At 51.9% G+C, this 21,868-nt stretch carries 25 protein-coding genes and 1 tRNA gene; 12 read left to right on the top strand and 14 right to left on the bottom strand.

What is annotated here, in order from left to right; all coding sequences use genetic code 11:
* Positions 1-27 precede the first annotated feature (27 nt).
* Positions 28-510: a cold-shock protein gene (locus KI228_RS15595; protein ID WP_042999939.1), complete on the top strand. Its 483-nt coding sequence runs from the start codon at positions 28-30 to the stop codon at positions 508-510.
* A gap of 38 nt (positions 511-548) precedes the next feature.
* On the opposite strand, the gene KI228_RS15590 is transcribed toward KI228_RS15595, so the two are convergent.
* Both KI228_RS15590 and KI228_RS15585 read right to left on the bottom strand, forming a co-directional pair.
* Entirely contained in the window at positions 549-1,283 is a 735-nt protein-coding gene (locus KI228_RS15590) for a LytR/AlgR family response regulator transcription factor (protein WP_042999940.1), read from the bottom strand.
* Positions 1,284-1,297: 14 nt separating this feature from the next.
* Positions 1,298-2,995 carry a sensor histidine kinase gene (locus tag KI228_RS15585; protein ID WP_090049569.1) on the bottom strand — a complete coding sequence of 566 codons (1,698 nt, stop codon included), beginning with the start codon at positions 2,993-2,995 and terminating at the stop codon, positions 1,298-1,300.
* A 388-nt stretch (positions 2,996-3,383) separates the two neighbouring features.
* Between KI228_RS15585 and alaC the strand changes: the two genes are divergently transcribed.
* Entirely contained in the window at positions 3,384-4,622 is a 1,239-nt protein-coding gene (gene alaC, locus KI228_RS15580) for an alanine transaminase (protein WP_042999942.1), read from the top strand.
* 64 nt (positions 4,623-4,686) lie between these two features.
* Here alaC and ypdK read toward each other — a convergent pair whose 3' ends face one another.
* Positions 4,687-4,758 carry a membrane protein YpdK gene (gene ypdK, locus KI228_RS15575; protein WP_010723117.1) on the bottom strand — a complete coding sequence of 24 codons (72 nt, stop codon included), beginning with the start codon at positions 4,756-4,758 and terminating at the stop codon, positions 4,687-4,689.
* A gap of 370 nt (positions 4,759-5,128) precedes the next feature.
* Positions 5,129-6,049 carry a kdo(2)-lipid IV(A) palmitoleoyltransferase gene (lpxP, locus tag KI228_RS15570; protein ID WP_044267791.1) on the bottom strand — a complete coding sequence of 307 codons (921 nt, stop codon included), beginning with the start codon at positions 6,047-6,049 and terminating at the stop codon, positions 5,129-5,131.
* A gap of 422 nt (positions 6,050-6,471) precedes the next feature.
* Between lpxP and KI228_RS15565 the strand changes: the two genes are divergently transcribed.
* Positions 6,472-6,714, top strand: a complete 243-nt coding sequence (locus KI228_RS15565) for a DUF2545 family protein (RefSeq protein WP_042999944.1) — start codon at positions 6,472-6,474, stop codon at positions 6,712-6,714.
* A gap of 147 nt (positions 6,715-6,861) precedes the next feature.
* On the opposite strand, the gene KI228_RS15560 is transcribed toward KI228_RS15565, so the two are convergent.
* The 4 genes from KI228_RS15560 to KI228_RS15545 form a co-directional block, all read right to left on the bottom strand.
* Positions 6,862-8,043 (bottom strand): cyanate transporter, encoded by a 1,182-nt coding sequence (locus tag KI228_RS15560; RefSeq protein ID WP_061069812.1) that lies wholly within the window; start codon positions 8,041-8,043, stop codon positions 6,862-6,864.
* Positions 8,040-8,498: a nucleoside deaminase gene (locus KI228_RS15555; RefSeq protein ID WP_042999946.1), complete on the bottom strand. Its 459-nt coding sequence runs from the start codon at positions 8,496-8,498 to the stop codon at positions 8,040-8,042. The genes KI228_RS15560 and KI228_RS15555 overlap by 4 nt, the downstream gene beginning before the upstream one ends.
* A 61-nt stretch (positions 8,499-8,559) precedes the next feature.
* The gene (cynS, locus tag KI228_RS15550; protein WP_044258425.1) at positions 8,560-9,030 is read right to left on the bottom strand and encodes a cyanase; all 471 of its coding nucleotides are present in this window, start codon (positions 9,028-9,030) and stop codon (positions 8,560-8,562) included.
* 32 nt (positions 9,031-9,062) lie between these two features.
* Positions 9,063-9,722 (bottom strand): carbonic anhydrase, encoded by a 660-nt coding sequence (locus KI228_RS15545; protein ID WP_042999948.1) that lies wholly within the window; start codon positions 9,720-9,722, stop codon positions 9,063-9,065.
* 110 nt (positions 9,723-9,832) lie between these two features.
* Here KI228_RS15545 and cynR point away from each other — a divergent pair, with 110 nt between their 5' ends.
* From cynR to KI228_RS15525, 4 genes are all read left to right on the top strand, one after another.
* Positions 9,833-10,726 (top strand): transcriptional regulator CynR, encoded by an 894-nt coding sequence (gene cynR / locus KI228_RS15540; protein ID WP_090049571.1) that lies wholly within the window; start codon positions 9,833-9,835, stop codon positions 10,724-10,726.
* A 106-nt stretch (positions 10,727-10,832) separates the two neighbouring features.
* Positions 10,833-11,600, top strand: coding sequence for a basic amino acid ABC transporter substrate-binding protein (locus tag KI228_RS15535; protein ID WP_042317722.1), 768 nt, complete (start codon positions 10,833-10,835; stop codon positions 11,598-11,600).
* A 67-nt stretch (positions 11,601-11,667) separates the two neighbouring features.
* Positions 11,668-12,432 carry an amino acid ABC transporter permease gene (locus KI228_RS15530; protein WP_042999949.1) on the top strand — a complete coding sequence of 255 codons (765 nt, stop codon included), beginning with the start codon at positions 11,668-11,670 and terminating at the stop codon, positions 12,430-12,432.
* A complete protein-coding gene (locus KI228_RS15525) occupies positions 12,419-13,141 on the top strand; it encodes an amino acid ABC transporter ATP-binding protein (protein ID WP_043001868.1) in 723 nt (240 codons plus the stop codon). Before KI228_RS15530 ends, KI228_RS15525 begins: the two co-directional genes overlap by 14 nt.
* 42 nt (positions 13,142-13,183) lie before the next feature.
* Here KI228_RS15525 and KI228_RS15520 read toward each other — a convergent pair whose 3' ends face one another.
* Positions 13,184-13,369 (bottom strand): YegP family protein, encoded by a 186-nt coding sequence (locus KI228_RS15520; RefSeq protein WP_042999950.1) that lies wholly within the window; start codon positions 13,367-13,369, stop codon positions 13,184-13,186.
* 127 nt (positions 13,370-13,496) lie between these two features.
* Between KI228_RS15520 and KI228_RS15515 the strand changes: the two genes are divergently transcribed.
* Positions 13,497-13,970 carry a methyltransferase family protein gene (locus KI228_RS15515; protein ID WP_042999951.1) on the top strand — a complete coding sequence of 158 codons (474 nt, stop codon included), beginning with the start codon at positions 13,497-13,499 and terminating at the stop codon, positions 13,968-13,970.
* A 14-nt stretch (positions 13,971-13,984) separates the two neighbouring features.
* On the opposite strand, the gene KI228_RS15510 is transcribed toward KI228_RS15515, so the two are convergent.
* The gene (locus tag KI228_RS15510) at positions 13,985-14,572 is read right to left on the bottom strand and encodes a dienelactone hydrolase family protein (RefSeq protein WP_044258427.1); all 588 of its coding nucleotides are present in this window, start codon (positions 14,570-14,572) and stop codon (positions 13,985-13,987) included.
* Between the two features lie 7 nt (positions 14,573-14,579).
* Entirely contained in the window at positions 14,580-14,831 is a 252-nt protein-coding gene (locus KI228_RS15505) for a zinc ribbon domain-containing protein (RefSeq protein WP_042999953.1), read from the bottom strand.
* A gap of 292 nt (positions 14,832-15,123) precedes the next feature.
* On the opposite strand from KI228_RS15505, the gene KI228_RS15500 reads away from it, so the two are divergent.
* Positions 15,124-15,735, top strand: coding sequence for a DUF1062 domain-containing protein (locus KI228_RS15500; protein WP_142765310.1), 612 nt, complete (start codon positions 15,124-15,126; stop codon positions 15,733-15,735).
* A gap of 116 nt (positions 15,736-15,851) precedes the next feature.
* Here KI228_RS15500 and KI228_RS15495 read toward each other — a convergent pair whose 3' ends face one another.
* Positions 15,852-16,730 (bottom strand): nucleoside deaminase, encoded by an 879-nt coding sequence (locus tag KI228_RS15495; protein ID WP_042999955.1) that lies wholly within the window; start codon positions 16,728-16,730, stop codon positions 15,852-15,854.
* 462 nt (positions 16,731-17,192) lie between these two features.
* Between KI228_RS15495 and KI228_RS15490 the strand changes: the two genes are divergently transcribed.
* Positions 17,193-18,434 carry an NAD(P)-dependent oxidoreductase gene (locus KI228_RS15490; RefSeq protein ID WP_141227618.1) on the top strand — a complete coding sequence of 414 codons (1,242 nt, stop codon included), beginning with the start codon at positions 17,193-17,195 and terminating at the stop codon, positions 18,432-18,434.
* Positions 18,428-19,663, top strand: coding sequence for an NAD-dependent dihydropyrimidine dehydrogenase subunit PreA (preA, locus tag KI228_RS15485; RefSeq protein ID WP_212807496.1), 1,236 nt, complete (start codon positions 18,428-18,430; stop codon positions 19,661-19,663). The genes KI228_RS15490 and preA overlap by 7 nt, the downstream gene beginning before the upstream one ends.
* 37 nt (positions 19,664-19,700) lie before the next feature.
* On the opposite strand, the gene KI228_RS15480 is transcribed toward preA, so the two are convergent.
* Positions 19,701-19,775: transfer RNA gene (locus KI228_RS15480), tRNA-Arg, on the bottom strand.
* A 75-nt stretch (positions 19,776-19,850) separates the two neighbouring features.
* Positions 19,851-20,792 carry a formate/nitrite transporter family protein gene (locus KI228_RS15475; protein WP_044258449.1) on the bottom strand — a complete coding sequence of 314 codons (942 nt, stop codon included), beginning with the start codon at positions 20,790-20,792 and terminating at the stop codon, positions 19,851-19,853.
* Positions 20,793-21,083: 291 nt separating this feature from the next.
* Here KI228_RS15475 and mlaA point away from each other — a divergent pair, with 291 nt between their 5' ends.
* Positions 21,084-21,839 carry a phospholipid-binding lipoprotein MlaA gene (gene mlaA / locus KI228_RS15470; RefSeq protein WP_061069814.1) on the top strand — a complete coding sequence of 252 codons (756 nt, stop codon included), beginning with the start codon at positions 21,084-21,086 and terminating at the stop codon, positions 21,837-21,839.
* Positions 21,840-21,868: the final 29 nt, after the last annotated feature.

The following is a 21,868-nucleotide window of genomic DNA, read 5'->3' as shown; positions in this document are numbered from 1 at the left end:
AAAATTGAGTGGATTAACCAGACGGTAATGGCGATGAACGGAACAATCACAACGTGGTTTAAAGATAAAGGTTTTGGATTTATCAAAGATGAGAACGGCGATAATCGCTATTTTCATGTGATTAAGGTTGCCAACCCTGAGCTTCTCAAGAAAGATGCGGCGGTAACCTTTGAGCCCACCACCAACAACAAAGGTCTTTCTGCGTATGCGGTGAAGGTCGTGCCGGACAGCAAATATATCTATATCGCGGGCGAGCGTCTTAAGCTCACCTCGATTAAGTCCTTCGTGGTATTCAGTGAAGAGATCCCGGCCGACACGCCGATTGATAAAGAAAATGCAGTGCTCTCTGTCGGGCTACTGATGAGCAACATCCGACCGAAAACTACGGCGACACCGGGTGAAATGCGCACGGTAAAAAAACTGGCGATCACCACTTTCCAGGGCACGACATTAATCTTCTCGGAAGATGAGATTGATATCGAGTCCACGGTTAAAATGCTCAAAGTTTGATTTTTTTGTGCTTCCGCGCAACAGCACAGTTCAGCCGACTACAGATGCATTAACTGGCGGAATTCTTTCACCTTACTGCGGCTTACGGGAATTTCAAATTCCAGATCCTTGAGCCGCAGAATATAGGTATTGTTGAACCACGGCTCGATCTCGCGAATCTTGTTCAGGTTGACGCAGAACGAGCGGTGACAGCGGAAAAAATGCGAAGGCGGCAGTTTGTTGCAGAACTCGGTGATGTTGATGGGCATCACGTACGATTCCCGCCGCGTATAAACAAACGTCATTTTCTCATGCGCTTCGGCATAATAGATATCGTTGATCGGGGTAACGATGATCCGCTCATCTTTAATTAGATTGATGGTGTCATTTTCACGCGCCACGGGCCCAACCCCAGCAGCGCCAGACTGTTGCTGCTGCCAGGCCGCCTCTAGTTTTTGCAGCATTCCGACAATTCGCGATTCCTGATACGGCTTGAGAATATAGTCAAACGCTTCCAGTTCGAACGCTTCAACCGCATGTTCTTTCCACGCGGTAATAAACACAATAAACGGCTTATGGGCGAACTGGCTGATATTTTGCGCCAGCAGAACGCCGTCCAGAGACGGAATATTGATATCGAGAAAAATGGCGTCAACGCGCTGATGCTGCAAAAACTTCAGCACATCCAGACCGTCGTCAAACGTCCCGACAATCTCCATCTGGCTATGTTCTTTAATCAGCCAACTGAGTTCCTGTTGGGCGAGGAATTCATCTTCAACGATGATGACTTTCACAGTGTTACTCCGGCTTAAAGCAATAACGTGGCGGGCGTAGCCGTTGCCGAACGCTGGTTGGGGACATAAAAGGCGATTTCGGTGCCTGGTTCCAGGCGGCGTATATGCAGGCCTTCACCAAATAGCAGCTTAACGCGATGATGGACATTAAGCAGGCCAATTTTATTGCCCGGCATTTCGTTGGACTCCACGCGCTCGATCACTTTCGGATCGATACCGTGGCCGGTGTCCCTTACCGCAATGCGCACCCGGTTGCCGCACTCGGCGACGCTAATCGTTACCACGCCTTTCCCTTTGCAGGGCTGAATGCCGTGGACGATGGCGTTCTCCACTAACGGTTGTATCAACAGGCTGGGAATGGAGCAGTTGACCTCTTCATCAATATCATAAATCACGGTCAGCTTGTCGCCAAAACGGGCCTGTTCAATGGCAATGTAATCCTTGATTTGATACAGCTCTTTTTTGATGTCGATCTGTTCGTCGTCCTTTAACTCAATGTTATAGCGCAGATAACGCGACAAATTAAAAATGAGCTGACGGGCAGTGTCCGGATTAAGTCGAATCGATGACGAAATCGCGTTCAGGGCGTTAAACAGGAAATGAGGATTAATTTTGCTTTGCAGCGCACGTAGCTCTGCCTTATTTGCCATTTCCCGCAATTGCTCGGTGCGGGAGACTTCGAGCTGGGTTGAGATAATTTGCGACAGACCCACCGCCATCTCCTGCAATGATGAGGTGATTTGATGGGCGTGACAGTAGTAAATTTTTAGCGTACCGGTCACCACACCTTTTTCCCATAATGGAATGACCAGCATGGAGTGGATCTCCGGGGTGCGGTGCGCTTCATCATTGTTTTTAATGATGATTTCACCGTGATTGATCGCCTGCTGAGTGGTCGGACTGACGAAGTCATCGTGGTTGCGGTAATTTGCTTCCCCGACGCCGACGTAGGCCAGCACATGCTGGGTATTGGTAATGGCGACCGCATCGGCGTGGATATCGTGACGAATGATGTCGCAGATCTGGCGCAGCGATTCGCTGTTGACCTTGCGAAACAGGGGCAGGGTTTTATTGGCGATATCCAGCGCCAGCTTGGCTTGCCGCGCGGCGCTCGCTTCTTTTTCCCCCTCAACGCTCTGAACCAGCAGCACGATAAACCCGATACAGACGCTACCGAGGATCATCGGAATACCGATTTTCGAGACAATATCCAGCCCCAGTTCAGTGGTTGGCGCCCAGAGGACCACCAGGATCATCGTCAGCGTTTCGCAAAGCATGCCGCCTAAAATCCCGGCGCGCCAGTGTTGGGCTTTGGGGATCCTGCGGTTAATCCAGCCCGCGAGGCAGCCCGCCAGAATGCTGGTAATAAAGCAGGGGATTGCCGTCACGCCGCCAATGTCGATCAGGTAACGGTGCGTTCCTGCGATCACCCCCGTAATAATGCCGACCCACGGACCAAACAGGATGCCGCCGGACATTACGGCAATGATCCGCACGTTCACCAGCGATCCTTCTACCGGTACACCAGACCAGGTACTGAACAACGCGAACATCGAAAAAATCGCGGTGACAGCAAGCAATTCCTTTGGCGTATGGGCAGATTTATGCAGCAGCTCGCGAAACAGGCGGATGCGGATGAGAAAGAACAGGCAAAATAGCATCAGCGCTGCGCGGTCAAACACGGCCAGCAGCATGGTAAATATTTCGTGCACGGGGGGACTCTTGCCAAAGGATTAAAGCCCTATGATAGGTAACCTCAGAGGGGATGACCAGCCTGCTGAGATCTTGCGGCTAATGAGGAAAAACCATGGTTTTAAAAGGGGATTGATGGTTGATTGGTGTATTTACAATACATCTCATAAAATGCCTGCTTTCATAGTTATCATCATGGCAACAAAATGTTATTAGAAGGTAATATTGAGTGGTGTCGAAAACCTGTTATTTCCCCTTTTAAAATTGTTATTCCTCTTTTGGTGAACGAAAAAATATTTTCCTTTCCCTCTCGACAGAAGGATTTTAATCAGGCTATTTTCTAAACGTGCCACCATCGTGGCAGCGTCGCTCGGACGGTCCGGGCGCTAACGTGAATCTGAGGAAATTATGGCTGACTCTCGCCCTGAACGTCGCTTTACGCGTATTGATCGTCTTCCCCCTTACGTTTTTAACATCACCGCTGAACTGAAGATGGCTGCGCGTCGGCGCGGCGAAGATATTATCGACTTCAGCATGGGGAACCCGGACGGCGCGACGCCGCCTCATATCGTCGAAAAACTGTGTACCGTGGCGCAGCGCCCGGATACGCACGGTTATTCAACTTCTCGCGGTATTCCGCGTCTGCGTCGGGCCATCTCCCGGTGGTATCAGGAACGTTATGATGTCGATATCGACCCGGAATCCGAAGCGATTGTCACCATCGGCTCAAAAGAGGGGCTGGCGCATCTGATGCTGGCCACGCTCGATCACGGTGATACGGTGCTGGTGCCGAACCCCAGTTATCCCATTCATATTTACGGTGCGGTGATCGCCGGCGCGCAGGTCCGTTCTGTTCCGCTGGTGGAAGGTATCGATTTCTTCAACGAGCTGGAACGTGCGATTCGCGAAAGTTATCCAAAGCCGAAGATGATGATCCTCGGCTTCCCGTCTAACCCGACGGCACAGTGCGTTGAGTTAGAATTTTTTGAGAAAGTGGTCGCGCTGGCGAAGCGTTACGATGTGCTGGTGGTGCACGATCTGGCTTATGCCGACATCGTTTACGACGGCTGGAAAGCGCCGTCCATCATGCAGGTGCCTGGCGCTCGCGACGTGGCGGTGGAATTTTTCACCCTGTCGAAAAGCTACAACATGGCCGGCTGGCGTATTGGCTTTATGGTCGGTAACAAAACGCTGGTCAACGCGCTGGCGCGGATTAAGAGCTATCACGATTACGGGACGTTTACCCCGTTGCAGGTTGCGGCGATTGCGGCGCTGGAAGGCGATCAGCAGTGCGTACGGGATATCGCCGAGCAGTATAAGCGTCGCCGTGACGTGCTGGTGAAAGGCCTGCATGAGGCCGGATGGATGGTCGAAATGCCGAAGGCTTCGATGTACGTATGGGCGAAGATCCCGGAACAGTATGCCGGCATGGGGTCGCTGGACTTCGCGAAGAAACTACTGAACGACGCCAAAGTATGTGTATCGCCAGGCATTGGTTTTGGTGATTACGGCGATACCCATGTCCGCTTCGCGCTGATTGAGAACCGCGATCGCATTCGTCAGGCGATCAGAGGGATTAAATCAATGTTCCGCGCCGATGGCTTGCTGCCAGCCGGGACGAAATCACCCTCTGAGACACTTGAGTAAAACCCAGTCCTTCCAAACGCAAACAGGAGCCATCGGCTCCTGTTTTTTTGCTGCATTGTTGTCTTTAGATCATCAGAGCAAACGTACCGGCCCAAACGATGACCATAAAAGAAATGCCCATAAAGAAATATTTCACTTTCATCTCTCCGCGCAATAACTGATACGCCTGAATGAATTTCATCTCATCTGATTATAGAGAGCTGATACCGGTAAAAACGAAACCCAGAATATTCCTCATTTCGTTTACGGCACCACCTCAGAATTCTGTGCGTTGATTGCTCCAGACGGCGCTAATGTACGCCTAAAAATGAGGCGAGACAAGAGGGATTTTTTTATTTACTTTTAGTAACTTACAACTGTCGTGATTCGGCGACAGTATAATTGCAGAGGGTAATAAATCACATTTGAGCGACGCGATTGACGACCTGAAAAACGAGGATAAAAACCATAACATAATCAAGGTTATTGGCGAGTGACAGGCAATAAAAAAGGCCTTGCGGCCTTTTTTAAATGTAGAGTGAGGTTTCACCCATTGGACGGGTTTTAAAGCGGCGATGGATCCAGAGATACTGTTCGGGTGCGCGCATGATCTCTTTCTCGATAATCTTGTTCATATAGGCAGCAGCCTGATTTTCATCCGCCGGGTAGCCTTGCATCTCTGGTGAGATATACAGACGGTAGCCGCAATTACCGGCTTTTCTGACCATCGTTACGGTGAGCATCGCGGAACCTGACAGGCGCGACAACACATAGGTACCATTAGTGGTCGCTACGTTTTTAACGGCGAAGAACGGCGCGAAAGAACTGCCTTTCGGGCCGTAATCCTGGTCGGGGGCAAACCAGACGGCTTCCCCTTTTTTCAGGGCACCGACGATACCGCGCAGATTGTTTCTGCCGATCATCGCTTTATTCGAACGCATCCGTCCGCGGGTCTGTACCCATTCCATCAGCGGATTGTTGTGTGGACGATAGGTTGCCATCATCGGCTGGCAAAGCCCCATTACCCGGCCACCCAGTTCCAGTGACATAAAGTGAACGCCAACGACCATCACGCCGCGGTTTTGCGCCTGCGCGCGCTGTAGGTTTTCCAGTCCCTCAACATCAAACCATTTACGCACGCGACGGTCAGGCCAGAACCAGGCCATACCGGTTTCCAGCAGCGCCATCCCGAGAGAACGGAAATTCTCTTCAATCATCTTTTCTCTCTGTTCCGGAGAATAAGACGGGAAGCAGAGCTCAAGATTTTTGCGGGCAATAGACTCGCGACGTTTCAGTAAGGGGCGCGCCAGTGCGCCCGTCCGGGTGCCGAGAAAGCACAGAACAGGGTAGGGCAGTTGCACCAATAACCAAAGCACACCGAGGCCAAACCAGGTGAGCCAGTAACGCGGATGCAGAAACGCGCGGGAAAATTTGCATGTTGGGAACATAAACACCTTCTATAGATACCCATTTTTGTATCGCAGAAGATGAATTCTCCAACGCGGTACACTCAATGTCTTAGGCCATCATGTACGACAATGGTTCCTGCTAAGAGTGTAAAACTGCGTCAGGATAAAACCACGAGGGGCATGAATGCTGGACGTATAATGTACCATCAGGGGATTAATGTCAGCCACAAATAATTAATCAAGAAGCGTAAATATTTGCATGGCGTATAAAGGATAATGGCGTGTTTTTTAATTATTTGTTTTTAATAAGGTTAGAAAAGCACAATGCGGAATATTCGTATAATTAGACTTGTTATAAAAAAGTTGTGAAATTTGCTGGTGGTGGCGCTTTAGTTTATGATGAAAAGTATAAGGAGAGTAAGGATTTAGGTTTGGAGTTCACGCAAAAAGGAGGTACAGCGATGATCTTTTTTTTAGCCTTTCTGCTCGCGAGTATGCTGGGTGTCAGCGGGTATATCGCGCAGGTTTTAGGTTGGATATCAGCCATTAGCGCGCTTCTTGGCATGGTCGTTCTGGCAGTGCTGATATACTACACTACGATGTGGTTGACTGCGGGTGATGAAATGGTCACAGGATTGTTTCTTTTTCTTTCACCTGCCTGCGGCCTGATCATTCGTTTTATGGTGGGTTACGGTAAGCGTTAATTTGCACGGCAATAAATCATTATTATTGATGATTGCCATTTTTATATTGGGTTGTCGCGTCCTGTGGGAAAGTGCCAGCCAACTGGCACTTTCGTTGTCAGCCCCCCCGAAACGACCCGGTTAATCCTCTGTTCTTCCGTTCGTGCCTTATTCGGCGACTGACCACTCCTGTGGATAGCGTGTGGGAACGAAACGCACTGTGAGCGCCATCAGTCCGGCGATACAGAGGGCATGGAACGTCCAGTCAAGCCAGTAATTGCCGCTCAGACTGCGCAAGAGACCAGAGAGCCAGGGAGAGAGGCCAGCAATAATAAAACCAATCCCCTGCATGAAAGCGACTAATTTACCGGAGATTACCGGATGTCGGGCATGGTCGAGCGCCAGCACCAGACATAAAGGAAACGCGCCGCCCAGGCCGATACCGCACACCACCGCCCAGAGAATCGGCAATTGCGCAGGCCAGAGGATAAAACCACAAAAGCCGAGCATCTGTAGTGCCAGCGTGAAAAGCAGCAATTTACGGCGATCCTGATGATGCGCGAGCATAGGCAATATGAGCGCTCCCGCCGTTTGACCGACGGTCATCAGCGCCAGCAGCGTACCGCTGAACTGTGCACTTTTGCCCAGTTGAATATAGTACGGCGGCAGCCAGGCAATCAGACTGCCGTAACCGCCATTGATCACGCCAAAATAAAGCCCCAGCGTCCAGGCTCGCGGGTTGAGGACGACGCGCACGGCGGTACCTTTCGGGTAAGTGAGCGGCATCTCTGCGGAGCGGCGTTGTGCTAGCCAGCCAACCAGAGCAATCAGCGCGGGCAAGGCCCACCATGCCAGCGAGCGATGCCAGAGTTCACTGTGTTGCGCGATCCACGGCGTCAGCGCCGCCCCGAGTCCCCCGCCCCCCATCAATGCGGCCGACCAGAGTCCCATCACCTGCGGCATGCGGCGATGAAAAAGACGCTTAATCACCGTGGGCATCACCACCTGAATGATCCCGATACCAATGCCGCCCAGCAGAGCGCTGCTGAGCAGCACAACGCTGTGCGGCGCCAGTTCACGAAGCAACGCGCCGGTCATCACCATCAACAAACTCAAGGCGACATTGATATGCTCGCTGATATGGCGATTGATCCACCCGCCAGCCAGCGCCAACGCGCCCATGGCGATCATCGGTAGCGCCGTGAGCAGCGACGCCACGGCAAAGCTCATGCCGCTGGCGGCGCGCAGCTGTGGCAGAAGCGGGCCGACAGAAGTCAGCAGCGGACGCATGTTCAGGCCTATCAGCACCAGAACCAGCAGCATCAGGCCAACGCGGGGAGTTTTGTTCATGACTGTTTTTCAGCCCAGCGTTGATACACCGCCAGACCGTTAGGCTGCGGAAGATGATGAACGGGCAGGGTTTGCTGCTCGAGAGGCTGCTGTAGTTGCTGATAAATGGCAGCCGTAGAAAGACGGAACGTTTCGCCGTCGCCATTGCTGTTGGCGAACCAGACCTCTTTCACCCCGGTGAGATACATCGCGCTAAGGCACATTGGGCACGGTTGTCCGCTGGCGTAAACCACGCATTCGCGGAGCGCTGCACTGCCTGAATGGGCAGCAATCGCCCGAATGGCATTGAGTTCCGCATGTCCGGTGGGATCATCATCCAGGTGCAGCGTATTGACGGCTTCGGCGATCGCGACGCCGTTGCGGACAATGACCGCGCCAAACGGGCGTCCACCCTGTTCAACGTTACGGGCCGCCAGGGCCAACGCCTGTTGCAGATAGTTATCATGTGCAGACATGCTTTACTCCTGTGAGCAAATAAAAGAAGAACGATACGCCTGCGCGTACCGTTCTGATGGATTAAAAAGGCTTCGTTGGCAAGTACTTACCATCCAGAGTAATCACGGCGCGCTCGCCACCTTCTGGATCCGCCACTTTTTTTACATCCAGCCTGAAATTTATGGCGCTGATAATGCCGTCGCCAAATTTTTCGTGGACCAGCGCTTTTAGCGTGGTGCCGTAAACCTGCAACATCTCATAGAAACGGTACATCGTCGGGTCTGTCGGTACGCGATCGTCAATACTGCCGCGCAGGGGAATGGTCTGTAACAACAGGACTGCATCGCTGTCGAGGGCCAGCTTCTCGCCGATGAGGCGCGCAGCATCGGCCGGGAGGGCATGTTGACCGAGCAGCGCGGCGGTGACAAAGGCTTCGGATAAGCCGGTACCGTCCGCAAGCTGGGCAAATGTGAGATCCTTTTTGGCTTTGCTCAGCAGGATCTGGTCAGCCAGGACCAGGCGAATATCACGGTTAATTTGCGACTGAATCATGATGAATCCTCATTGATACGTTAAAAAATAGCTCAGGCTGCGGATGGCTGGCGGTAAGGCATCGCGCAGGTGTCTGGGTTTTTCGCCAAAGAGACGAACTGTCTGCTGGCACCGTCGTAAGCGGCAATCTCTGCACTTTCGATGTCGTAAACCCAGCCGTGTAGCGCGATGCGCCCCTCTTCGAGCGCGAGGCGCACGGAGGGATGGGTCTGGATGTTGGCGAGTTGCGCGATGACGTTTTCACGCACCATTGAGGCCGTTTTCTCAGCCAAAGAGGTGTGCATTCGTGACTCGTTAACGACGCGAGCGGAGTCCGCATAACGCAACCAGTGGTTGACGGCAGGCATATGATCCAGGCAGTGACAGCCGGCAATGGCGGTCATCGCACCGCAGTCTGAGTGTCCGCAGATCACAATGTCGCTGACGCGAAGCGCAGAGACGGCGTATTCCACCGAGGCGGTTACCCCGCCGGGCTCCGGCCCGTATGACGGCACAATATTTCCGGCGTTACGGATCACGAACAGATCGCCAGGCTCGCGCTGCGTGACCAGTTCGGGAACCAGGCGGCTGTCCGAACAGGAGATGAATAACGCCCGGGGATTTTGCTGGGTGGCAAGGCGTCTGAACAATTCCGCGCGTTCAGGAAAGACCTTGCGCTGAAACTTCAGGAAGCCATCAATAATCTCTTTCACGAATAATCCTCTGTCTCGCTATGCGATGGACACAGGCTACGCACTTCATATCATAAGATAAAAGACTCATTTATAATTGAGATTATTGGAAAATCTTATGGGTAAAGGCGATGCTGGATCGACACACTCACTATTTTCTTGCCGTCGCGGAACATCACGGATTCACTCGCGCAGCGGCGGCGCTGCACGTTTCGCAACCGGCGCTTTCACAGCAAATCCGGCAACTGGAGGAGGCGCTGGGCGTTCAGTTGTTCGATCGTAGCGGGCGTTTGACCCGGTTGACCGATGCGGGAGAGGTTTATCTGTGCTATGCGCGTAGCGCGCTACAGGCGCTGGAAGAGGGCAAACGTGCCATTCATGATGTGGAGGATCTGAGCCGGGGGACCCTGCGCGTCGCGGTGACGCCTACCTTTACCGCCTGGTTTATCGGCCCGTTACTGGCCAAATTCTATACCCGCTATCCTAATGTGACTTTACAGTTGCAGGAGCTCTCGCAGGACAACATCGAAGAGAGGCTGGTCAACGATAAACTGGATGTTGGCATTGCTTTTGATGAGATTCACTCTGCGGATATCGATGCACAGCCGTTGCTGACTGAAAATCTGGCCCTGGTTGTGGCAAATCATCATCCGCTGGCGGCACAAGCGTCGGTGGATTTAAGCGTGCTCAATAATGAAAAGTTGATTTTATTGAGCGCGGAGTTTGCTACCCGGGAACAGATTGATCGTTACTGTCGTCAGGCTGGACTGCAACCGCAGATCCACATGGAGGTTAATTCCATCAGCGCGGTGCTGGAACTGGTGCGGCGCACGGGATTATCCACGCTATTGCCTGCGCCTATCGCGTTGCAAAGCAACGATCTGCGGGCCATTTCACTGACGCCACAACTGCTCGAACGCACGGCCGTATTATTGCAGCGCAAAGGCGCCTGGCGAAGCGCCGCCGCCAGGGCGTTTGTCGCGATGGCGCAAGAAGGCGTTAAGACGGTGAAAGCGACACGCTAAGCGGCGTTTCGGCGAGGTAAGCCGCGGAGCAGATTGTGATTGCATAAGGAAAGTAGTTTGGGTATTTTTATGCAGTAAATGTGCATAAAAATAACAGGAGAAGGGAATGTTCAGTCAGTGGATAAAAGCAGGATGTTTGATGATGGCGTTGACCGGGGCCGCTTTTGCAGCACAAGAAACCTACGTGGTCGGCGCGGGTGGCACCTATCGCCCATTTGAATTTGAAAACAGCCAGAAACAACTGGAAGGCTTTGATATCGATATTATTAAAGCCATTGCTAAAGCAGAAAATTTTGATGTCAAACTGGTCAACACGCCGTGGGAAGGTATCTTTGCGACGCTGGGTTCCGGGGATCGCGACATCATTATCTCGGGGATCACCATCACGGATAAACGTAAGCAGATGGTGGATTTTTCTCTTCCTTATTTCCCGGCGGAGCAGTCCATTGTCGTTCCGGCTGATTCAAAAGTGAGTTCTCTGGACTCGCTGAAAACGGAAAAGGTTGGCGTCGTTAACTCCAGCACCGGCGACATTGTGGTTTCTGGCGTTCTCGGGAAAAACAGCACCGCAATTAAGCGTTTCGACAACACGCCGTTAATGCTGCAGGAATTGTTTGAAGATGGCGTCAGCGCGGCGGTTGGCGATGTTGGCGTGGTGAAATACTACATCAAGCAGCATCCGGAAAAACAGTTCAAGCTTGTGCCGGATGCCAAGTTTGAGCGCCAGTATTTTGGTATTGCGGTCGCCAAAGGGAATACCGAATTACAGCAAAAGATTAACGCGGGATTGAAGAAAATCATCGCTGACGGTACCTACGATAAAATTTATAAAACCTGGTTTGACAGTGAAGTCCCGACGCTTCCGTCAGAGTAATTTGCATTATTAATTTATTTTTTAGGCTGACACGCGGTCTGTGTCAGCTTTTTTGCAGGGGAAAACCATGACGGGATTTCGTTGGGAAATCATCCAGGAGTATGCGCCATTATTTATGGAAGGCGCGTGGATGACCATAAAATGCACCATCATCTGTGTCTGTCTTGGCACACTCTGGGGGCTGACGCTGGGGCTGGGCCGCATGGCGAAAGCCGAGCACGGTTTCTGGAAATACGCACTCCGCTATTTTGTTCAATATCCCGTTCGTTTCTACGTCAGCGCCTTTCGCGGAACGCCACTGTTTGTTCAGATCATGGTCGTCCATTTTGCGCTGGTACCGCTGTTCATCAATCCCCGTGACGGAATTCTGGTCACCAGCGGGCTGATGAGCGCCGATTTTGCCCGCGAATTGCGCTCGGGCTACGGGGCTTTCTTATCCTGTATTGTGGCGATCACGCTGAATGCCGGGGCTTATGTTTCTGAGATCTTCCGCGCGGGGATCCAGTCGATTGACCCTGGTCAGATGGAGGCCTCGCGAGCGCTGGGGATGCCGTGGTGGAAAACCATGCGCAAAGTCATTCTGCCTCAGGCTTTTCGCCGTATTCTTCCACCGTTGGGCAATAACGCCATTGCGATTGTCAAAGATTCCTCACTCGCCTCGGCGATCGGTCTTGCCGATTTGGCCTACGCGGCGCGTACGGTTTCAGGCGCTTACGCCACCTACTGGGAACCCTACCTGACCATTTCACTGGTGTACTGGGTACTCACCTTCCTGCTGGCGCAGCTGGTTAACCGTCTGGAAAAAAGGTTTGGTAAAAGTGATCCACATTAAAAATTTACATAAACATTTTGGTGACAACCACGTTCTGCGCGGGATTGACTGTGATATCAAACCGCAGGAAGTGGTGTGCATCATTGGCCCGTCAGGGTCCGGGAAAAGCACCTTTTTACGCTGTATGAATGCGCTTGAGACAGTCACCGAAGGCGAAGTGATGGTGAATGGTTTTGCCGTTCACGATCGCAAAACCGATCTCAATAAAATGCGCGAAAGCGTGGGGATGGTGTTCCAGCGTTTTAATCTGTTTCCGCACATGACGGTGCTGGACAACCTGATGATGGCACCGCAAATGTTGTTGGGGCTCTCGCGTCGAGATGCGACCAGCCGGGCAGAAATGTTGCTGGAAAAGGTCGGATTAAGCGATAAACGCGACGCCTGGCCTTCACGCCTGTCGGGCGGTCAACAGCAACGTGTGGCGATTGCCCGCGCGCTGGCAATGAACCCCTCGATCATGTTGTTCGATGAGCCAACCTCGGCGCTGGATCCAGAGTTAGTGGGGGATGTGCTGGAGGTTATGAAGAATCTGGCCAATGAAGGCATGACCATGGCGATTGTCACTCACGAAATGGGGTTCGCCCGTGAAGTGGCTGATCGGGTCATCTTCATCGATCACGGTATTATCCAGGAAGAGGGATCGCCTGACGTGCTTTTTACATCGCCAGCGAATCCGCGAACGGCTGAATTTTTAAGTAAGGTTCTTTGATATTAGAGGCCAGATTGGTATTTCCCGATCTGGCCAATTACGTCAAAATCCGATCTGCTCTTTTATCGTTTTGCTACTGCCGTTTGTTTTTACTGGCGCGATGCCCGCATCACGCGATTGCACGGAGGCATACATCTGGCTGGCGCCAATAATCTGATGATTACCTGCTTTCAATACAAAACGGAATTGATCGTTTGTACTCTTACTCAATTCAAACCAACCGGCCATCATTATCGCCTTTTTGAAAAGAGAGGAATTACCGGACCGTATTGAGCATCGTTTAGTGATAATTTATCAGGCACTATTCGAAGGGAACTGTAAAGTCTCAAACTAGTCGCGATGCAGAAGGAGAGAAATGAAACAGATCAATGTGCGTCTCGCAAAACTCAGAAGTCGGTTTCCGCCGCCGGTCATTTTGTTAATCTTTGTGGTCGGGGATTGTTTGACCGCAAATCCGCGTTTTACCTTTGGCCTGGTCACCCAAGTGCTGAGTCTGGCGATTGCTGCAGTCAGTCTTGGCATCATTCTGACGACCGCGTGGCACATGCATGTGAGTCGCACTACCCTCAATCCACTACAGGCGGATAAAACAACGACGCTGGTTACGCACGGATGTTATGCCTGGAGTCGAAATCCTATTTATCTTGGACTGATCGGTGTGCAATTTGCCGTTGCGCTCTGGATGGGCAGTCTGCCTGGCATGATTGCCGTGCCGCTCTTTATGCTGGCGGTGGCCCGGTTGCATATCGATTTTGAAGAGTTCGAGTTACATAAGCGTTTTGGTGCACAGTGGGAGCACTACACTAAACAGGTTCGCCGCTGGCTATAAAGGCAGGATGTCGACTATCCGCAGACCGCGTCAACAAATGCGATGGCATCAGCGACAGCATGGCGCGCCTGCCACGCAAGGTATCCGGGGCTGTCTGCGTCACAAAAGCCGTGCTGTGCATCGTACATATGACATTGCACCAGGGGCAATGTTTCCAGCTTCTGTTGTAGCGCCGTAGGGTCGAATGATGGCTCATGGCGAGCCATGATCATCAGCGCAGGGCAGTGCGGTAACTCATCGCTGTACTGACGAATGCGAGAGCCATAATGACAAATAACCCCGTCACACAAGCCGCTTCCTGCGACCCGCCATGCGAGCGTTGCCCCGGTGCTGTAGCCGATGACAATCAATTTGCGATGTTGCGCACGCAGTGTGGTAAGCAACGTTAAGATGGGTTGTGGATCAAAACCAACGTGGATTGAAAAATAGCGATACGCCTCATCCTGCTGAGCATAGCTGTACGGCGCGTCATGCGGAAAAAGTGCGGGAACGTAGACGTCGAAACCACGCGCCCGCCACATTTCCCTGGTGCGATGTATATGCGCATTGATGCCGTAGATTTCATGCAGGATCACGACGGCATCTGACCGTTGGGTTGGCATCGGTGGTTTAGTCGTCTGCTTTGTGTGCCCAGGCAGGCATGGATGTCAGGTAACGGATTGCGCGCTTACGTGACTCCTCAGGGCCCACTTTTTGCCAGGAATCCAGAAATCCTGCCAGACCGGAAACGGCGTCATCCCAGGGCTTCAGATTGCCTTCGGCATCGCTGCAATAGGCACAGTATTTATCGCTCGCCCCTTTGGCATCGGGTGCGGAAAGTGGCATTCCGCAGGCATGGCAAAACTGTTCTTGCTGTGACATTTCACGCTCCTTGTATCCTGTGGTTGATGAATGAATATACGGTTATTTTTCGAGAAGAATCCGATGCCAGATCAAATAACCCTGATAGTAGTGTCACAAATATTGATTTGATTTATGTATTGAGAGGCCAGGGGTCTGTTAGTCTTGCTGGCCTATCGGTAACTCAAGGGATTGTTGTGCTGGAAATCTTTTCTTAACCCACTGAAAAATATCTTCAAATATTTTTCGCATTGCAAAATTCATGGTTCGTCCAGGACGAATCCGTTTTTGTATGGGTTAAAAAAGGGTCAACATGCACGTCACATGGACTGTCAGTCCCGTGGGATATCAGCGCATTGCGAAGCGCTGTCCTGCCTGCAATATCAAACGCGATTTCATCCCTTCCGGGGCTTTCAGAATGAATTCGCAAAAGAAGCTGCTTGATGTCTGGAGCATCTATAAGTGCCTTCATTGCGATTATACCTGGAATATCAATCTGTTCTCTCGACTCCCTGTCAGCCGTATTGACCGCGATCTTTTTGCGCGGATCGTTGGCAATGACGCAAGCGCGATCCTGCTTTTCGCTCACGATCGCCAGGTTTTGAAGCGAAATAATGCTGAGCTTTCCGGTAGCCCGGAGTTTGCTGTTCGCGAACAGTGGCGGATGACGCTTGCCCGGCATCAACAGGTGAAGGTCACTATCCGCTTAACGACCGCCTTTCAGGTCAGTCTGTTGTCGGTGATGAAAAAGCAGTTACGACTCAGTACGGGGGAGGTCGCGCGACGGATTGCAGAAGGGAAGATTCGCGGCATTACGCTGCGTGAGCTAAAAAATCGCAAAATTCATGAGACGACGCATGAGTTTTGGATGAGTCCCGACGCGTTCTACGCAACCCGAAAAATATACATCGGAGTGAAACGCTAAACCAGACGACGCCCGCCAGTATGGCGGGCGTCACCGTCCAACGAGTCAATCCTGCGAGGGATATCGCGTTTCCGTGATGAGGTCTTTTTATTTTACGGACAATTTCTCCTGAAATATCAATCTTCAAGTGAGATAAATTCTTCGCAAAAAGGCGTATAGGGACGCAGATTCGCGTAATTCCGCGAGAAGCGAAGTCTGCGGTCAATATTTTTGACCAGCCTGTTTGTGGAATCTTCATTCAGGAGTTTACACACGTGCCGTGTATCCAGACGTAATATTTTGCACGCCTCCAGCGTTGGACAGAAATTCATGGAATGGAACGTGATCTGTTTTTCACTTCTCGCCACCACAGGCATTTCATCAACTGTGGTGTGAAATCGACTTACCAGCAAGCGATGGGCCGCTTCTAACAGATTGCTGTGTTCAGCACGCAGTATCGCGCTATTCTCACAGAACCAGGCCGTTCGACGCGCAATGGAATCGGCATTCAGCGCCCTAAGATCGTCATCGGTCGCCGAACGTAGTCTATTGATTTCATTTCGAACATCCGCGCGATAAAGAGTTGCGCATTCTCGCTGAAGAATACCTTTATGTACGGTAATATCCATTCCTGCTTTATCAAACGCTTCAGTACAAAGGAATAAAATCCGCCGCCGCCCCTGGGCCAGCGCATCCTGAATAGAGTATCCAAAGGCTATCTCTTTGATACCTGACCACGCAATGGCGAAGGCACACATCGGACAGGGTTCACTGGTTGTGAGAAGAAGACAACCGGATAAATCTTTGCCGATCTTTTTCCCGGCGAGTTTAATGGCATTAATTTCCGCGTGCGATGTCGGGTCTGATTCTGTTTCCTCACCATCATGCGCAGAGGCAATGATTTCCCCATCCTTGATGATGACTGCGCCAAAACCTTTATTTCCTTCACGCAGACTTTCTTCCGCTTCACGAATGGCGTGGCGCATATAGGATTCAAGTTGAATAATATCATCCATAAGTTATTTATTCCGTGGCGTATTTTTATGAATTATTACACCGCCGTTATTCCGCTGGCAAGGAACAATAACAGAATTTACTGCCACACAAAAAAGCGTTATTTACGTAAGGTTTGGTGACTCATTATTTATTTGAAAAGAGATTTCTGCATAAACGCGCCGATCCCCTGTGCGATGCCGCCGAATAAAAACATCAGTATTCCCGGAACGACTGACGCCGTGCCAAACGGCTGCGCGTTTTTTCGCAACCGTCTTTTTTTGCATAACACAATTAATGCGTTCTTATTACAAAAATAGTTTCTATTCGCATCTTATCTATTCCTGCGGTCGCTGCAATTCCATACTTTTTATCTGGTTATCTGTGAATGCTTTCACAACATCCATTCAGTCATAAGCCTAGCCTCATAAGTAGCTATTTGTACTCAGTTTGCCTTACGTAAACTTATTATTAAGGAATGGCATATGTCGCAACGAGACTACCTTGATGAACTGATTCCTGGCTTCACGCCCTTGTTGGCTATCAAAGAAGCTTCCCGCTGTTTGCTGTGTCACGACGCACCGTGCAGCCGATCCTGTCCGGCGGAAACAGACCCGGGGAAATTTATCCGCTCTGTTTATTTCCGTAACTTTAAGGGCGCGGCCGAAACCATTAGAGAAAATAACGCGCTTGGCGCCGTCTGCGCCCGGGTATGTCCCACGGAAAAACTCTGCCAGCACGGCTGTTCCCGTTCCGGAATTGATAAACCTATCGATATTGCCCGTTTGCAACGGTTTGTCACCGACTTTGAACGACAAACGCAGATGCAGATTTATCAGCCAGGTCGTAAAGATAAGGGCAAAGTTGCCATCGTGGGGGCGGGCCCTGCCGGCTTGCAGGCCAGTGTCACGTTGTGCAATCTGGGCTATGACGTCACTGTGTTCGAAAAAACGGCCCAACCCGGCGGTTGGTTGCGCCACGGCATTCCTGAATTCCGTCTGCCGCAATCGGTGCTGGACGCTGAAATTGCGCGTATTACGGAAATGGGGGTGACAATCCGCTGTGGCTGCGAGATTGGCAACACCGTCACGCTGGAGGCGCTCAAAGCTGAATATCACGCTGTCCTGCTGACGGTCGGCCTGTCAAAAGGCATGTCGCTGCCGTTGTTTAATGACGCGGGGACGGCAGAAATCGCCGTCGACTTTTTAAAACGCGCGCGTGGCAAGGCGGGTGGCATATCCGTGCCGCAAAGCGCGCTGGTGATTGGCGGCGGCGATGTCGCCATGGACGTGGCCAGTACGCTCAAAATTCTCGGCTGTGAATCGGTTACCTGCGTGGCGCGTGAAGAGCTTGCGGAGTTTCCGGCCAGTGAAAAAGAGTTCACCACCACCCAGGCGCTGGGCGTCTCTATCATTGATGGCTTTACGCCAACGGCAGTTGACGGAAATAAGGTCACCTTCAGGCACGTGCGCCTGCCTGGCGAGCTGTCTCTGACCGCAGAAAAAATTATCCTCGCCGTCGGTCAGCATGCCGGGCTGGAAGCCTTCTCCGGCATTCGGGTACAACGCAATACCGTCGACACTCAACATTACCAGACTGCAGTTCCGGGACTGTTCGCCGCTGGCGATATCGTCCAGGGAGATAAAACCGTGGTGTATGCCGTTAAAACCGGGAAAGAAGCCGCTCAAGCCATTCATCACTATTTAGAGGAGGCGTCATCATGCTAACCAAAGATCTCTCTATTACCTTCTGCGGCGTGAAGTTTCTCAATCCGTTCTGCCTCTCTTCTTCCCCGGTCGGCAATTGCTATGAGATGTGCGCTAAAGCCTACGATAGCGGCTGGGGCGGCATCGTTTTTAAAACCATCGGTTTCTTTATCGCCAACGAAGTTTCTCCCCGCTTCGACCATCTGATTAAAGAAGACACCGGGTTTATCGGCTTTAAAAACATGGAGCAGATTGCTGAGCACCCGCTGGCAGAAAATCTTGCGGCGATTCGTCGGCTCAAACAAGATTACCCGGATAAGGTGCTGATCGCCTCGATCATGGGGGAAAATGAGCAGCAGTGGCAGGATCTGGCGCGTCTGGTCGAAGAGGCTGGCGCGGATATGATTGAATGCAACTTCTCCTGTCCGCAGATGACCTCTCACGCCATGGGGAGCGATGTGGGGCAAAGTCCTGAACTGGTGGAGAAATATTGCCAGGCGGTGAAACGCGGCTCTTCTCTGCCGATGCTCGCTAAAATGACGCCCAATATCGGCGATATGTGCGAGGTTGCGCTGGCGGCGAAACGCGGTGGTGCCGATGGTATTGCCGCCATCAACACCGTCAAGTCAATTACCAATATTGACCTCAAGCGTAAATTGGGTCTGCCAGTCGTCAACGGCAAATCCAGTATTTCGGGCTATTCAGGTAAAGCGGTGAAACCGATTGCCCTGCGCTTCATTCAGCAGCTACGCACCCATCCTGAGCTGAAAGATTTTCCGATTAGCGGTATCGGTGGAATTGAAACCTGGGAAGATGCTGCCGAGTTCTTGCTGCTGGGCGCCGCAACACTTCAGGTGACAACCGGCATCATGCAGTACGGTTATCGCATTGTTGAAGATATGATCAGCGGCTTGTCGCACTATCTTAACGATCAGGGTTTCGACTCGCTGGATGAGATGGTGGGGCTGGCAAATGCCAATATCGTTCCGGCAGAAGATCTCGACCGCAGTTATATCGTTTACCCGCATATTAATCAGGAAAAATGCGTCGGCTGCGGTCGTTGCTACATTTCCTGCTTCGACGGTGGTCATCAGGCGATGGAGTGGAACGAACAGACGCGGACCCCGCACTGCAATACCGAAAAATGCGTCGGCTGCCTGCTGTGCGGCCATGTTTGCCCGGTCGCGTGTATCAGCCTCGGAGAGGTAGTATTCAAACCTGGCGAAAAAGCGCATTCGGTCACCCTTTAACGCCCGGACGTTTTCCGGCTCGCCACGGTGGGCCGGATGGTGTCCCCTGCAGGAATCGAACCTGCAACTAGCCCTTAGGAGGGGCTCGTTATATCCATTTAACTAAGGGGACGAGGCGGCACGAGTATACCGGTTTTTGTTTGCCCCGGTAAGAGAGTGACCGCCTGACTGTTCAAACCGTCGCCATTCAGGACTGTTTTTCCTCCTTTTTCTGCGCATTGTCTCTTTTTTGCGCCGCGATTCTGGCTTCTTCTTTGCGGGCGTTGCTCATATCGTTGCGGATCTGCGCGTGGCTCATCAGGGCAAAGATAAAGGTGCCGCCGCAAATGTTTCCGGCAAGCGTGGGTAAGGCAAACGGCCAGAGGAAATCGCTCCAGTGCAGCGTGCCGTTAAATACAAGATAGAGAATTTCGACTGACCCGACGACGATGTGGGTGGTATCGCCCAACGCAATCAGCCACGTCATCAGGATGATCACCACAATTTTCGCTGCACCCGCCGCCGGGAACATCCAGACCATGGTGGCAATCAGCCAGCCGGAAATAATGGCATTGGCAAACATCTCCGTAGGTGAATTTTTCATCACGTCCATGCCGATCTTCACGAACGCGTCGCGGGTCTCTTCGTTGAAAATGGGCATGTATTCAAAGGCCCACGCCGCGACGCCGGTGCCCAGCACGTTCCCCAGCAGTACGATACCCCACAGTCGCATCAACAGGCCCGCGTTACTGAGCGTCGGATTCTGCATGACGGGCAGCACGGCGGTGACGGTGTTTTCAGTGAACAACTGCTGGCGAGCCATGATGACGATGATAAAGCCAAAGGTATAGCCGAGATTCTCCAGCAAGAAACTGCCGGGTACCCCCTCCAGTTCAACGTGGAAGATCCCTTTTGCCAGCAGCGAAGCCCCCATCGAAAGCCCGGCGGCGATGGCAGACCACAGCAATGCCATCGCGTCCCGTTCCAGCTCTTTCTCCCCGTCCTGACGAATATGCTCATGAATCGCCATCGCCCGCGAGGGGAGGCGATCCTCATCCAGTTCTATCTTCTTCCCATCCTGTTTTTCTTCACTTTCGACGGCAAGCTCGTCGCTATGTTTATCTAATTTGTCGTTTTCATGATCGACCATTATTCGTCTCCGGTATAAGCACTGACACGTTAAAGCGTAGCGGTTTTTAGCCTGCCCCCTGTCAGGACATGTTCTGAAAACGCAAAAATGGTAACGTTTGTTTTTCTTCATCCCGCTAAAATAGAAGCGCGACGATTCTGGTGTGACCAGGCTATGATCAAATCAACAAGTTCGGTGATATAGACATCGTTTGACGTACTGTTACAATCGCTCACACCTTTACAGGCGGATACGATAGCGTTCCGTCATGGATGGCAATCAGCGATAGCCATAATTAACAGGGAGACATTTATGAAGCTTCGCCTGTCGGCGCTTGCGCTGGGAACCACACTGCTGGTGGGGTGTGCGAGTTCCGGCACAGAACAGCAGGGGCGTTCAGACCCGCTTGAAGGGTTCAACCGCACCATGTACAACTTCAACTTTAATGTGTTGGATCCGTATATCGTTCGACCGGTGGCCGTCGCATGGCGTGATTATGTTCCGCAGCCTGCCCGTAATGGTCTGAGCAACTTCACTGGCAACCTGGAAGAGCCGGCGGTGATGGTGAACTATTTCCTGCAGGGCGATCCGTATCAGGGGATGGTGCATTTCACCCGCTTCTTCCTCAACACGATCCTGGGGATGGGGGGCTTTATTGACGTCGCCGGTATGGCGAACCCGAAACTGCAGCGTGTTGAACCGCATCGCTTCGGCAGCACTTTAGGTCATTATGGCGTAGGTTATGGTCCTTACGTGCAGTTACCGTTCTATGGTAGCTGGACGATCCGTGATGATGGCGGAGATATGGCGGATACGTTATATCCGGTGCTCTCCTGGCTGACCTGGCCGATGTCTATTGGTAAATGGACGATTGAAGGGATTGAAACCCGCGCGCAGTTGCTGGATTCCGATGGTCTGCTGCGTCAGTCTTCCGATCCCTATATTATGGTTCGTGAAGCTTACTTCCAGCGTCATGATTTTATCGCTAATGGCGGCAAGCTCAAGCCGCAGGAAAACCCGAACGCGCAGGCGATTCAGGATGAACTCAAAGAGATCGATTCCGAGTAAGCCAGATTGAGCAAATAAAAAGGTGAGCT

The sequence above is a fragment of the Citrobacter amalonaticus genome (genome assembly GCF_018323885.1).
Classification (GTDB): Bacteria; Pseudomonadota; Gammaproteobacteria; order Enterobacterales; family Enterobacteriaceae; genus Citrobacter_A; species Citrobacter_A amalonaticus.
Note: the sequence above shows the minus strand (reverse complement) of the source record. Positions and strands in the feature narration are given on the sequence as shown.